The sequence below is a fragment of the Novosphingobium sp. PY1 genome (assembly GCF_017312445.1).
In the GTDB taxonomy this organism is placed as follows: domain Bacteria; phylum Pseudomonadota; class Alphaproteobacteria; order Sphingomonadales; family Sphingomonadaceae; genus Novosphingobium.
Map to the genome: position 1 here is coordinate 222,406 of NZ_BLTI01000008.1, position 12,535 is coordinate 234,940.

Sequence of the window (12,535 nt, forward strand, 5' to 3'; positions counted from 1 at the left end):
TGACCCGGCGCGACGATTGTCGTGTCGGGTCGGTTTCATTAGAGAGCGCGTAGCCTGTGGAAATGCTTGTTTCCGGGGCTGATCCCCTTATGGAGGCGAGCTTTCTGAAGCGGTCTCTTGCGGGTCGCACACCAGAATACGAAGAGGAATGTGTTGTGAGTGAAGAGCGCAGCGGCGCGAACATCTTGGTCGAAAGCCTGGTCCGCCAGGGTGTCGAATTCGTATTCGGCTATCCCGGTGGCGCCGTGCTTCCGATCTACGATGCTCTCTTCGGTGACGAACGGCTTCGGCACATCCTCGTGCGTCACGAAGCAGGCGCGGCCCATGCCGCCGAAGGCTATGCCCGTTCGACCGGCAAGCCCGGCGTCGTGCTGGTCACCTCCGGCCCGGGCGCGACCAATGCCGTCACCGGCATTGCCGATGCCTTCCTCGATTCGATTCCGCTCGTCGTCATCACCGGCCAGGTTCCGACCGCGCTGATCGGCTCGGATGCATTCCAGGAAGCCGATACCGTCGGAATCTCGCGGCACTGCACCAAGCACAACTACCTGGTGAAGGATCCGGCCGATCTGGCCGCGACCATCGACGAGGCATTTCAGATCGCTACGACCGGCCGTCCCGGCCCCGTCCTGATCGACATTCCCAAGGACGTCCAGATCGCCACCGCGCCCTGGACCGACGCCCCCGCGCAGCGCCGCAACCGCTACTCGCCCCCGACGCAGGGCGGCGCTGACGAGATCGCGCAGGCCGTCGACATGATTGCCGCGGCCAAGGCTCCTGTCCTCTACACCGGCGGCGGCATCATCAACTCGGGGCCGCGCGCGACGCAGCTCCTTCGCGAACTGCAGGCGAAGACCGGCGCTCCCGTCACCTCGACGCTGATGGGCCTGGGCGCCTTCCCGGCCGACCACGCGGACTGGCTGGGCATGCTGGGCATGCACGGCACCTACGAAGCCAACATGGCGATGAACCAGTCGGACCTGATCGTCTGCCTCGGCGCCCGCTTCGACGACCGTGTGACCGGCCGCCTCGACGCCTTTGCGCCGAACTCGAAGAAGATCCACGTCGACATTGACCGTTCGTCGATCAACAAGACGGTCCATGTGGACCTGCCCATCGTCGGCGACTGCGCTTCGGTGATCGAGCAGATCCTCGATGGCTGGGGCAGCCGCAAGCCGCAGGACCTGACCGCGTGGAAGGTCCGCATCGAAGGCTGGCGCGAAAGGAAGAGCCTGTCGTTCCCGCACAGCAAGGAGGCAATCATGCCCCAGCTGGCGATCCAGCGGCTGTTCGAGCTGACCAAGGACAAGGACCCGGTGATTTCCACCGAAGTCGGCCAGCACCAGATGTGGGCGGCGCAGCACTTCCACTTCTTCGGTCCGAACAAGTGGCTGACCTCGGGTGGCCTCGGCACCATGGGCTACGGTCTGCCCGCCGCGATCGGCGCCCAGTGCGGAAATCCGGACAGCCTCGTCATCGACATCGCTGGCGACGCCTCGATCCAGATGAACATCCAGGAGATGGGCACCGCCACGCAGTATCGCCTGCCGGTCAAGGTCTTCATCCTCAACAACGAGTGGATGGGCATGGTCCGCCAGTGGCAGGAGCTCACGTATGAGAGCCGCTATTCGAACTCCTATTCGGACAGCCTGCCAGACTTCGTGAAGCTGGCAGAGGCCTATGGCTGGAAGGGCATTCGCATCGAGAACGAAAGCCAGCTCGACGCGGGCATCAAGGCCATGATCGAGCATGATGGCCCGGTCATCGTCGATTGCCTGGTCGCCAAGGAATCGAACTGCTTCCCGATGATCCCCTCGGGCGCCTCGCACACCGAGATGATCCTCTACGGAGACACCGTGGCCGGCACCATGGACGACGAAGCCAAGGCGCTCGTCTGAGCCGGCCCCGAAGGAAAACATGATGATGCATATCAAGCACGAGGCCGAAGAACGGCACGTCCTGACCGTCACGGTCGACAACGAGGCCGGTATCCTCGCCAAGATCGCCGGTCTGTTCACCGCGCGCGGCTACAACATCGACAGCCTGACCGTGGCCGACATCACCGAGAACCACTCGGTAAGCCGGATCACGATCGTTACCCACGGCCCGCCGAGCCAGATCGACCAGATCCACGCTCAGCTGGAGCGCCTCGTACCGGTCCACAAGGTCGTCGACCTGACCGAAGTCGGCCCTTACGTGCAGCGCGAACTGGCGCTGGTGAAGGTGGCCGGCGTCGGCGAGAAGCGCGTCGAGGCGCTGCGCATCGCGGATGTGTTCCGGGCCAAGCCGGTCGACACGACCACCGGCAGCTTCATCTTCGAACTGACCGGTGCGCCGGACAAGATCGACACTTTCGTCACCTTGATGCGCGAACTCGGCCTCGTCGAGGTCGGACGCACCGGCATCGTGGCGATGATCCGAGGGGCGGAAGAAGCCTGATTTTTTGAGTTTGCGTCGTCCCGGACCGAATTTCGGGACCTTCGGCCCCTGCGGCGGCGCATGATCGACAGCGATCCCGGCACATGCCGGGATGACGGAAGGAAAGACCAATGAAAGTCTATTACGACGCCGATTGCGACATCAACCTGATCACCGGCAAGAAGATCGCCATTCTCGGCTACGGCAGCCAGGGCCATGCCCACGCGCAGAACCTGCGCGACAGCGGCGTGAAGGAAGTGGCCATCGCGCTGCGCGAAGGTTCGGCAACTGCCAAGAAGGCCGAAGCTGCCGGCTTCAAGGTCCTGACGAACAAGGAAGCAGCCGCATGGGCCGACGTGCTCATGATCCTGGCGCCCGACGAGCACCAGGCCGCAATCTACGCCGCCGACATTCATGAGAACCTGAAGCCGGGCGCGGCGCTCGCCTTCGCCCACGGCCTCAACGTCCACTTCGGCCTGATCGAACCCCGCGCCGACATCGATGTCTTCCTGATCGCGCCGAAGGGCCCGGGCCACACCGTGCGTTCGGAATACCAGCGCGGCGGCGGCGTGCCCTGCCTCATCGCGATCCATCAGGACGTGACCGGCAATGCGCAGGATATCGCCCTCGCCTATGCTTCGGGCGTCGGTGGCGGCCGCTCGGGCATCATCGAGACCAACTTCCGCGAAGAGTGCGAAACCGACCTGTTCGGTGAGCAGGCCGTTCTGTGCGGCGGCGCGACCGCCCTTGTCCAGGCTGGTTTCGAAACCCTCGTCGAAGCCGGTTATGCGCCCGAGATGGCCTACTTCGAGTGCCTTCACGAGCTGAAGCTGATCGTCGACCTGATGTATGAAGGCGGCATCGCCAACATGCGCTACTCGATCTCGAACACCGCCGAATACGGCGACATCAAGACCGGTCCGCGCATCATCACCGATGAGACCAAGAAGGAAATGAAGCGCGTACTGGAAGACATCCAGTCGGGCCGTTTCGTCAAGGACTTCGTGATGGACAACCGCGCCGGCCAGCCCGAGCTGAAGGCTTCGCGCAAGGCTGCCCTGCGTCACCCGATCGAGGAAACCGGCGCCAAGCTGCGCGCGATGATGCCCTGGATCGGTGCCAACGCACTGGTCGACAAGACCAAGAACTAATTCAAAACAGACGGAAAAGACGAACGGCTTGCGTCGTTCGTCTTTTCGGAACAAACTCCCGGCCGGGCCGTTCGCAACAGAACGTAACGACCGGGAGGACTTCCTGATGAACCGACTGCTCGGCGCTGCCTGCGCCCTGCCGCCCGCAATTGCCTTTGCAGCTGCTTTCGCGCTTTCCACGCCGCTTCCTGCGCAGGAAGCGGAAGCCGACCCCGCACCTGCTGCACCACCCTCTGCTTTCGGCAAACCCGATCCATCATTGGTCAGCGGTGGGCATTACGTGGCCGATCCGCACCACACGCTCGTCGAATGGAGCGTCGATCACCTCGGCTTCACGCCCTATTTCGGGATTTTCGGCGACGCCACCGGAACGCTGGACATCGATCCCAAACGCCCCGAACAGGCGCGCGTTGCCATGAGCATTCCCGTGGCAAGCGTCACCGTCGCCAGCGCCGGATTGAAGAGCCACCTGCTCAAGGCCCCCGCCAGCGAAGGCGGGAAGCCCGACTTCTTCGGCCCCAATCCGGAAGACGCGCGTTTCGTCTCCACCTTGGTCAGGATCACCGGGGACCAGCAGGCGGAGATGACCGGCAATCTCACGCTCAACGGCATCACCAAGCCGGTCACCCTGCAGGTTCTCTTCCACGGCGCCGGGACGGTGCCGCCGCAGATGGGCGGCGGCGAAGGACTTGGATTCGATGCGACGGGTACGCTCAAGCGCAGCGACTTCGGGCTCGATTTCGGAATTCCGATGGTATCCGATCAGGTCGAACTCAAGATCGCTGCCGCTTTCATGAAGGACGCAGCCAAGGCCGCGCCCTGAACATGACCTGATTCGCCGGGTCACCGGCGGTACATGTGCCTTGCTGCAGCGCCCCAAGTCATTAAGGGTAACTTCCTGAAATGGAGTACGAAAAGATGACTGCACACCGCCCGATGATGCTCGCCGCCGCCCTGGGCGGCAGCCTCCTCGCATTGAGCGCATGCACCGCCGATCAGGCCGCGCCGGAGACCGCGCCGCCCGCGCCTGTCGCCCAGAGCTGCGGAGCCGAGCAGCTCGGTTCCTATGTCGGCCAGCCTGCGAGCGACGAAGTGCTCGGCCTCATCCAGCAATGGCGCGGCGACAATCCAATCCGCGTGCTCAAGCCCGGTTCGGCCATGACGATGGATTATCGTCCGAACCGACTCAACGTGTTCCTCGACGCCAAAGGCGTGATCGAGAAATTCGAGTGCAATTGACGCGCTGACAACAGGCCCTCACCGCCGCGGCCATCCCGCTGCGCAGCGATCGGCAGCGCACGGGATCGGCCGCGTTTACCCCCTTTACATCTCCTCCGGCTGTCCCCATAGGCACAGTCATGACTCTCCGGCTTGGCCTTCTTCTGCGACTTACCCGCCCTTGGGCGTGAGGTGACGCGTCGTCCGGTCGGCGCGCTCGGCGCTCAAGGGACCTGATAAGACGACACGCAAAGCGCAGACTTTCCCGAGCGAGACATTACCCATGACTATGTTGAAAGACCCTTCGGTCAAATATCGCCCTTTCCCGCAGATCCAGCTGCAGGAGCGCCGGTGGCCCTCGCAGGTCATCACGAAGGCGCCGCGCTGGCTCTCCACCGACCTGCGTGACGGCAACCAGGCGCTGATCGATCCGATGAGCTCGGAAAAGAAGACCCGCTTCTTCGACCTGCTCATCAAGGTTGGCCTGAAAGAGATCGAAGTCGGCTTCCCCAGCTCGGGCGCGACCGACTATGACTTCATCCGTGGTCTGGTCGACACCGGACGTATCCCCGAGGACGTACTGGTGCAGGTGCTGACCCAATCGCGGCAGGACCTGATCGAAAAGTCGTTCGAAAGCCTGGCCGGCGTTCATGCCGCCATCGTCCACCTCTACAACGCCGTCTCGCCGCTGTGGCGTCAGGTCGTTTTCGGCATGGACCAGTCCGAAGTGCGCCAGATCGCGGTCAACGGCGCGAAGGTCATGCGTGACCAGGCGGCGAAGTACCCGCAGACCAAGTGGCACTTCGAGTACTCGCCCGAGACCTTCTCAACCGCCGAGCTCGATTTCTCGATCGAGTGCTGCGAAGCGGTGATGGAAGTGCTCCAGCCCACGCCGGAACATCCGATCATCCTCAACCTGCCGGCGACGGTCGAGGCAGCGACGCCGAACATCTACGCCGACCAGATCGAGTACTTCTGCCGCAACCTGCCCAACCGCGAAAGCGCGGTGATCAGCCTGCATACCCACAACGACCGGGGCACAGGCGTGGCTGCAGCGGAGCTGGGACTGATGGCCGGCGCCGACCGTGTAGAGGGTTGCCTGTTCGGCAACGGTGAGCGCACCGGCAACTGCTGCCTGGTGACAGTCGCTCTCAACATGTACACGCAAGGCGTTGATCCCGGGCTGGATTTCTCGGACATCGACGAAGTCATCCAGACCGTCGAGTACTGCAACCAGCTCAAGGTGCCCGAACGCCACCCCTATGGCGGGGAATTGGTCTTCACCGCTTTCTCCGGCTCGCACCAGGACGCGATCAAGAAAGGCTTCGCCGCGCGCGAGAAGCGCAATGACGAGACCTGGGCGGTGCCCTACCTGCCGATCGACCCGGCGGACCTGGGGCGCAACTACGAGGCGGTCATCCGCGTCAACTCGCAGTCGGGCAAGGGCGGCTTTGCCTGGGTGATCGAGCAGGACCAGGGCCTCAAGCTGCCCAAGCGCATGCAGGCGCATTTCTCCGGCCATGTGCAGGACCTGGCCGACGAGCTGGGCCGCGAACTGCAGGCCGGCGATATCTGGGAAGTCTTCCGCAAGGTCTATCGCATCGATGAGCCGCAGCACTTCCAGTTGATCGACTGGGACGAAAAGCGCGCCTCGGACGGCACCCGCGTCTTCGCCGGCAAGATCGGTGTCGACGGCAAGGAACAGACCGTTTCGGGCCGCGGCAATGGCCTGATCTCCTCGGTCACGGCGACTCTGGCCGAGAGCTTTGGCGTAACCCTCGAAGTGCGCGACTACGCCGAGCATTCGATGGGCTCAAGCTCGGATGCCCGCGCCGCCGCCTACGTCGAGTGCGTGACGAGCGACGGCCGCACCATCTGGGGCGTCGGCATCGACGAGGACGTCGCAACCGCCAGCGTGCGGGCCATGCTCAGCGCGGCGAACGCGGCCAGCAACGGCGCCTGATCAGGCGACAACAGAGTGGGGGCTTGCCGGATGGCAGGCCCCTTTCGCTTTTACGCCTTGTTTCGGAGCATCCCCAGAACGGATTTACGCAGCCTCTCGACAGCGCTGCCCGAGGGCATTAGTGCTGCCGTTTAATCGATTGATTAAACGGAACTGAAATTGGCCCTTCCCGCGCTCTTCGAGAATCTGCGCCTCCCGGTCATCGGCTCGCCGATGTTCATCGTCTCCAATCCGGACCTCGTCATCGCGCAAGTGCGCTCGGGCATTGTCGGCAGCTTTCCGGCCCTCAACGCGCGTCCCGCCAGCCAGCTCGACGAATGGCTGCACCGGATCAGCGAGGAAACCGCCGATTGCGGCGTCCCCTTCGCCGTCAACCTCATCGTCCACCGTTCCAACAACCGGTTGGATGAGGACCTCGCGATGTGCGCGAAATGGAAGGTCCCGCTTGTCATCACCTCGCTGGGCGCACGCGAAGACGTCAACGCCGCGGTTCACGACTGGGGTGGCCTCGTCTTTCATGACATCATAGACAACCGCTTCGCGCGCAAGGCAGTCGAGAAGGGGGCCGACGGCCTGATCGCGGTCGCAGCCGGAGCCGGCGGTCATGCCGGGGCGCAATCGCCTTTCGCGCTGATGCAGGAAATCCGTGAGTGGTTCGAAGGTCCGCTCGCGCTCTCGGGTGCCATCGCATGCGGTCGCTCGATCCTCGCCGCGCAAGCTCTGGGGGCCGACTTCGCCTATATCGGCAGCCCCTGGATCGCGACGCCGGAAGCCAACGCGGTCGCAGGCTACAAACAGTCGATCGTCGACAGTCACGCCGCCGACATCGTCAATTCCAGCCTCTTCACCGGTGTTCACGGCAATTACCTGCGCCCTTCGATCGAAGCGGCCGGCATGGATCCGGACAATCTTCCCGAGGGCGACAAGAGCCAGATGGATTTCGGATCGGGCGGAAAGATGGAAGCCAAGGCCTGGAAGGACATCTGGGGCGCAGGGCAAGGCATCGGCGCGATCAAGGCAATCGAACCGGTTGCCGACCGTGTCGCCAAGCTTCACGCCGGGTATGAGGCAGCAAAGGCCGATCTGCTGGCCCGCACCGGGCAGACCTGACGCGCGCGCCTAGCGCTTGCGCCAGACCCAGACCCGATCCTCGAATTGCGAGGGTTCGGCCAGCAGTGCGGCACCGGCAACGGTAAGTTCCATGGGAAGCAGCAGCCGCCCCTGTCGCACCAGCTGATCGACCACGCCGACAGCGAGGCGCATGGTGCTTGCCTCGTCTTCACCTTCCGCGCCGACGAGATGCATTTCCTGACCGGTAAAGTGGATCAGCCCTTCGCTGACGATGCTGCCGTCCGATTTGAACGACAGCGAGGTGAGACACTGCGCCGGAAAAGGCCCGCCGGCCAGCCAGTTGAGCGCCGAGCGCGAGAACGCGTGCGGTTCCGCCACGGTGCCCGCCATATCCCAGGAGATCGCCGCAACGGGCAAGTGAAGCGCCAGATTGGCGACGAGCCCCGCCAGTGCCCTGACGACCGGGAGCAAGGTCGCGCCCGCTGAAACATGCTCACCGGGCGCGATCCGAATGACCTGCCCATTGGGCGAATGGCGGCCATCGCCGTCCTGAAGCGCTTGACCTTCTGCAAAGCGCAGATCGAATGCCAGCCCTCCGGAAAGCACCTCTATCGCATTGCCGGGAACACGGGATCGATTGGCGACAACCGCGCCGATCCCCAGCATCGCCGGCGAATCAAAAAGGGACACCAGAGCGCAAGCAGTTGGTCGTGCGCCTTCGGCAAAGAGGAGCGACGCACCGGGATTGGAATTTTCGTGAGGGCTGTCCGGGGGTGACATGTGGTACTTTCAGAGACTTAGGCGTAAAATCGTCGATTTGCCTGCTTGCCCCCGACGCCGTCGAGCCGGTTGCCGAAACTTAATCCGGCAGGCCGCCACTTCAGAAAATGCCTATCGAAAGCCCTTCGCCCATCAACACGCCCAGTTCTCGGCATTCCTCCAGACGCCTGCTCGGGACCGTCTTTTGGGCGAGAATTTCCTGCGGCGTCTGCGCCTGCAGATTGACGATCATCGGTTCGGCCACCCGCTTGAGCCGCCAGCCCCTGGCTATGCGATCGATCTGCGCCTGTGCGCCCGCCCCATCCGATCCCGCCGCAATGACAGTGGCATAGGCCCTGCCCTCGATACGGCCGAGCACCGGATAATAACAGCGGTCGAACATCTCCTTCATCATGCCGGACATCGTCGCGAGATTTTCCGGACAGACGAAGACATAGGCACCTGCGACCAGCAGATCCTCTGGCACGACATCCGCCGCTGCAATCAGCCGCGCGCGGCTTCCGGCCCCCTCGGCCACTTGCGCCGCCATCGCCCGCGAGGCACCCGTCCGCGAATGCCAGATGACGGCGAGAACTGCCTCGCTCACGGCAACAAGTCCGGGCCCATGGGGCGGATTGCCAGATCGGGGGGAAGCGCTGCCATCCAGCGAATTTAGGCCCGCTCGGGGCCCGCTGTCACGCCCTGCCCTGTTGAAAGGGCATGAACCTGTGGGCTGAAGCCTTCCCGCTGGTGACGCGCTCGTATAATCGGGATGGCATGACTTCTCGATCTGCTTCACTCTTCGGCATCGACAAATCCCTCACCGGCAAGGCCTGGCGCTGGCGCGGCGGCAACATGGACCTCTCGGACGGCCCGGGCGGGCTGGAAAACGACATCGTCACCCAGCTCCTGCTTTCGCGCGGCGTCCCGCGTGAGGAGCTGGACCGCCATCGCACCCCCTCGCTGCGGGCTTTCCTGCCCGATCCGTCCGAATTCCGCGACATGGACGCCGCCGCCGAAAGGCTGGCACAGGCGATCATGACCGGCGAGGCCGTGACGGTCTATGGCGACTACGACGTCGACGGAGCGACGAGCGCAGCCCTGCTGATCCTGCTGATGCGCTCACTGGGGCACGATGCCCGCTACTACATTCCCGACCGCCTGCTTGAAGGCTACGGCCCATCGGGAGAGGCGCTCGTACGCATTGCCGGAGAAGGCTCCAGTCTGATCGTCACCGTCGACTGCGGCGCGATGGCGCATGAAGCGCTGGAAATGGCCCACGGCGCGGGTGTCGACGTGATCGTCGTCGACCATCACAAGTGCTCTCCGGAACTGCCGCGCGCCGCTGCGCTGGTCAATCCGAACCGTCTCGACGAAAGCGCCATCGGCGCCGATCACGGCCATCTTGCCGCCGTCGGTGTCGCCTTCCTGCTTGCCGTCGCCACTGTGCGCACCTTGCGCCGTCAGGGCTTCTTCGCCGAGCGCCGCGAACCAGACCTTTTCGCACTTCTCGACCTCGTGGCACTGGGCACCGTGGCCGATGTCGCCGCGCTCCACGGCCTCAACCGCGCCCTCGTCGCCCAAGGCCTGAAGGTCATGGCCCGGCGCGACAATATCGGCATGTCGGCGCTTATCGACGCAAGCCGTCTCAACCGCGCGCCAACGTGCAGCGACCTGGGCTTTGCCCTCGGCCCGCGCATCAATGCCGGGGGCCGCGTGGGCGAATCGACGCTGGGCGTTCGCCTGCTGACCACCACCGATCCCGACGAAGCGCGCGACATCGCTGCCCAGCTCTCACGCCTCAACGACGAGAGGCGCGCGATCGAGCAGGTGGTTCAGGAAGCGGCCGAAGCGCAGATCGATCGCCAGCACAACCGCGCGGTGCTCGTACTCGCCGGAGCCGGGTGGCACCCGGGGGTCATCGGCATCGTGGCCGGGCGGATCAAGGAAAAGACCGGCAAGCCCACCCTCGTCATCGCGCTCGACGCGGACGAGGCAGGCAACGGCAAGGGATCGGGGCGTTCAATCACCGGGGTCGACCTTGGCGCCGCGATCATTGCCGCGCGCGAGGCAGGCCTGCTCGTGGCGGGCGGCGGACATGCCATGGCGGCGGGGCTGACTATCGCGCCCGACAAGCTCGAAGCCTTGTCCGAATGGCTCGATTCGCGTCTTGCCACCGATGTGTCGCATGCCAGCGCGAACCAGGCGATGTTGCTCGACCTCGCACTCGCACCGGGCGGATTGACGCCTACGCTGGTCGAAACGCTGGAAAGCGCCGGTCCCTACGGCATGGGCTGGCCGGGGCCGCGCGTCGCAGTCGGCCCGGTGCGGATCGTCAAGGCCGACATCGTGGGCGCAGACCACGTCCGGCTGATCGTCGGCGGAACGGATGGGGGCCGTTTCAAGGCCATGGCCTTCCGTTCGGCCGAAACCGAGATGGGCCAGGCCCTCCTCCATGCCTCGCAGGGGCGCCGCCTCTGGCTTGCCGGACGGGCGAAGATCGACGACTGGGGCAGCCGCCCCCAAGCCGAATTGCATATCGACGATGCCGCATTTGCGGACTGAAACCAGCCTGCCTCAATAGCGTGCCACAAAGAGTGCAATTTATCTGCGATCAGGGGGTTGACCCCCCCGCAACCCACCGCTAGAGGGCCGGTCCTGCCTCCGGCGCAGCTCGGAATGGCCCCTTCGTCTAGCGGTCTAGGACGCGGCCCTTTCACGGCTGAAACACGGGTTCGAGTCCCGTAGGGGTCACCATCCGGTGCTGCGCCAGGCAGGCTTTCAAATGGCTATATGGCCCCTTCGTCTAGCGGTCTAGGACGCGGCCCTCTCACGGCTGAAACACGGGTTCGAGTCCCGTAGGGGTCACCAGCCGTAAGAGATGCCATACAGGCCATTCGAATGGCTTTCATGGCCCCTTCGTCTAGCGGTCTAGGACGCGGCCCTTTCACGGCTGAAACACGGGTTCGAGTCCCGTAGGGGTCACCATCTCTTCTGGCGTGCCCGGCGCCGTGACGGCCTTCCCCCCGCAAAAACCTCCATCTCGGCCAATGCAGCCCGCGATTTCGTTCGCGCGATTGATCTCACATGCGACATCCCTCTAAGGATGGCCGATGTCTGATCTGGCAGACGCAGCCCAAGCTGCGACTCAATTCCGCAGCCTGACGCCGCGACAGCGCGAACGACGCGCGCGTATCCTCGATGCGGCCTATGCCCTGCTCGCTCGCCACGGCTATGACGCGATGTCGACGAAGATGATCGCCAGCCATGCGGGGGTTGCCGAACGTACCCTGTTCAACATCTACAAGACCAAGGACGCCCTGATCGCCGCCGCCGCGCGCGAACGCAGCGAGGGTTTCATCGAGGAAGCCTGGAGCAAGGCGAGCGATCAGGGCATCGGCTTTTTCCTTTCCTTATGTGAAACGCTCTCGCGCCGGACGCTCGAAGCGCCCGAAGTGGCACGGGCATTGGCCCCGGTGCTCGTCCAACAGGCCGATCTCGTCGCCCTGCACGAAGTCTATCGCCGCTATGTCGGAAGAGCGCTGGAGGACCTCGTCGATCAGGATGCCCTGAACCTGGCGGTCATCGATGTTGTCAACGCACTCGTCATGATGCGCATGGTGAGCGCGGTCACGCTTTGGGCTGCGCAGGCCATCGCTGACGAAACACTCGAAGTCCACATGCGCCTCGGCGTCTGCGAGGTCCTGCTTCCCCATGTCCGTGGCCCGTTGCACGACTGGTCGCTGGAGGAAGCCAGACGATGCGTTGACGTTCTGGCGCAAAGGCCCGGCAGAACCGCACCCTAGCATTAATTGCAGTACGCTGCATTTTTATGCAGTGGCACTTTCCTGCGGTCCGCAAAGGACACCGAGGGGCGAACCAATCGAATAACAGGCCCCCTCCGGTAACCCACGGGAATGGAGCCTGTATGCCTGCATCGGCCAGATACTTCGTG

The 12,535-nt window shown here is 64.0% G+C and carries 11 protein-coding genes and 3 tRNA genes; 12 read left to right on the top strand and 2 right to left on the bottom strand.

Annotation, left to right across the window (positions count from 1 at the left end; translation table 11 throughout):
* The first annotated feature begins 155 nt into the window (after positions 1 to 155).
* The 7 genes from ilvB (at position 156) to J3474_RS12485 (ending at position 7,860) form a co-directional block, all read left to right on the top strand.
* A complete protein-coding gene (ilvB, locus tag J3474_RS12455) occupies positions 156 to 1,898 on the top strand; it encodes a biosynthetic-type acetolactate synthase large subunit (RefSeq protein ID WP_207094421.1) in 1,743 nt (580 codons plus the stop codon).
* Between the two features lie 22 nt (positions 1,899 to 1,920).
* Positions 1,921 to 2,439, top strand: coding sequence for an acetolactate synthase small subunit (gene ilvN / locus J3474_RS12460; protein WP_038576682.1), 519 nt, complete (start codon positions 1,921 to 1,923; stop codon positions 2,437 to 2,439).
* Between the two features lie 110 nt (positions 2,440 to 2,549).
* Entirely contained in the window at positions 2,550 to 3,569 is a 1,020-nt protein-coding gene (ilvC, locus tag J3474_RS12465) for a ketol-acid reductoisomerase (RefSeq protein ID WP_013833543.1), read from the top strand.
* Positions 3,570 to 3,675: 106 nt separating this feature from the next.
* On the top strand, positions 3,676 to 4,392 hold the full coding sequence (locus J3474_RS12470) for a YceI family protein (RefSeq protein WP_207094422.1): 717 nt from the start codon (positions 3,676 to 3,678) through the stop codon (positions 4,390 to 4,392).
* Between the two features lie 95 nt (positions 4,393 to 4,487).
* The gene (locus tag J3474_RS12475; RefSeq protein ID WP_242528385.1) at positions 4,488 to 4,808 is read left to right on the top strand and encodes an I78 family peptidase inhibitor; all 321 of its coding nucleotides are present in this window, start codon (positions 4,488 to 4,490) and stop codon (positions 4,806 to 4,808) included.
* 262 nt (positions 4,809 to 5,070) lie between these two features.
* Positions 5,071 to 6,750 (top strand): 2-isopropylmalate synthase, encoded by a 1,680-nt coding sequence (gene leuA, locus J3474_RS12480; protein ID WP_207094423.1) that lies wholly within the window; start codon positions 5,071 to 5,073, stop codon positions 6,748 to 6,750.
* A 159-nt stretch (positions 6,751 to 6,909) separates the two neighbouring features.
* Entirely contained in the window at positions 6,910 to 7,860 is a 951-nt protein-coding gene (locus J3474_RS12485) for a nitronate monooxygenase family protein (RefSeq protein ID WP_207094424.1), read from the top strand.
* Positions 7,861 to 7,869: 9 nt separating this feature from the next.
* On the opposite strand, the gene J3474_RS12490 is transcribed toward J3474_RS12485, so the two are convergent.
* A complete protein-coding gene (locus tag J3474_RS12490) occupies positions 7,870 to 8,511 on the bottom strand; it encodes a hypothetical protein (protein ID WP_242528386.1) in 642 nt (213 codons plus the stop codon).
* Positions 8,512 to 8,701: 190 nt separating this feature from the next.
* On the bottom strand, positions 8,702 to 9,187 hold the full coding sequence (locus J3474_RS12495) for a flavodoxin family protein (RefSeq protein ID WP_013833537.1): 486 nt from the start codon (positions 9,185 to 9,187) through the stop codon (positions 8,702 to 8,704).
* Positions 9,188 to 9,357: 170 nt separating this feature from the next.
* Here J3474_RS12495 and recJ point away from each other — a divergent pair, with 170 nt between their 5' ends.
* From recJ to J3474_RS12520, 5 genes are all read left to right on the top strand, one after another.
* Positions 9,358 to 11,145: a single-stranded-DNA-specific exonuclease RecJ gene (gene recJ, locus J3474_RS12500; protein WP_207094425.1), complete on the top strand. Its 1,788-nt coding sequence runs from the start codon at positions 9,358 to 9,360 to the stop codon at positions 11,143 to 11,145.
* Between the two features lie 116 nt (positions 11,146 to 11,261).
* Positions 11,262 to 11,337, top strand: a tRNA-Glu gene (locus J3474_RS12505).
* 38 nt (positions 11,338 to 11,375) lie between these two features.
* A tRNA-Glu gene (locus J3474_RS12510) sits at positions 11,376 to 11,451 on the top strand.
* 41 nt (positions 11,452 to 11,492) lie between these two features.
* A tRNA-Glu gene (locus J3474_RS12515) sits at positions 11,493 to 11,568 on the top strand.
* Positions 11,569 to 11,693: 125 nt separating this feature from the next.
* On the top strand, positions 11,694 to 12,386 hold the full coding sequence (locus tag J3474_RS12520) for a TetR/AcrR family transcriptional regulator (RefSeq protein WP_207094426.1): 693 nt from the start codon (positions 11,694 to 11,696) through the stop codon (positions 12,384 to 12,386).
* Positions 12,387 to 12,535: the final 149 nt, after the last annotated feature.

Coding starts and splice junctions, on each gene's coding strand:
- leuA (WP_207094423.1), top strand. CDS start 5,071: ATGACTATGTTGAAAGACCCTTCGGTCAAATATCGCCCTTTCCCGCAG.
- ilvC (WP_013833543.1), top strand. CDS start 2,550: ATGAAAGTCTATTACGACGCCGATTGCGACATCAACCTGATCACCGGC.
- J3474_RS12520 (WP_207094426.1), top strand. CDS start 11,694: ATGTCTGATCTGGCAGACGCAGCCCAAGCTGCGACTCAATTCCGCAGC.
- J3474_RS12470 (WP_207094422.1), top strand. CDS start 3,676: ATGAACCGACTGCTCGGCGCTGCCTGCGCCCTGCCGCCCGCAATTGCC.
- ilvN (WP_038576682.1), top strand. CDS start 1,921: ATGATGCATATCAAGCACGAGGCCGAAGAACGGCACGTCCTGACCGTC.
- recJ (WP_207094425.1), top strand. CDS start 9,358: ATGACTTCTCGATCTGCTTCACTCTTCGGCATCGACAAATCCCTCACC.
- J3474_RS12475 (WP_242528385.1), top strand. CDS start 4,488: ATGACTGCACACCGCCCGATGATGCTCGCCGCCGCCCTGGGCGGCAGC.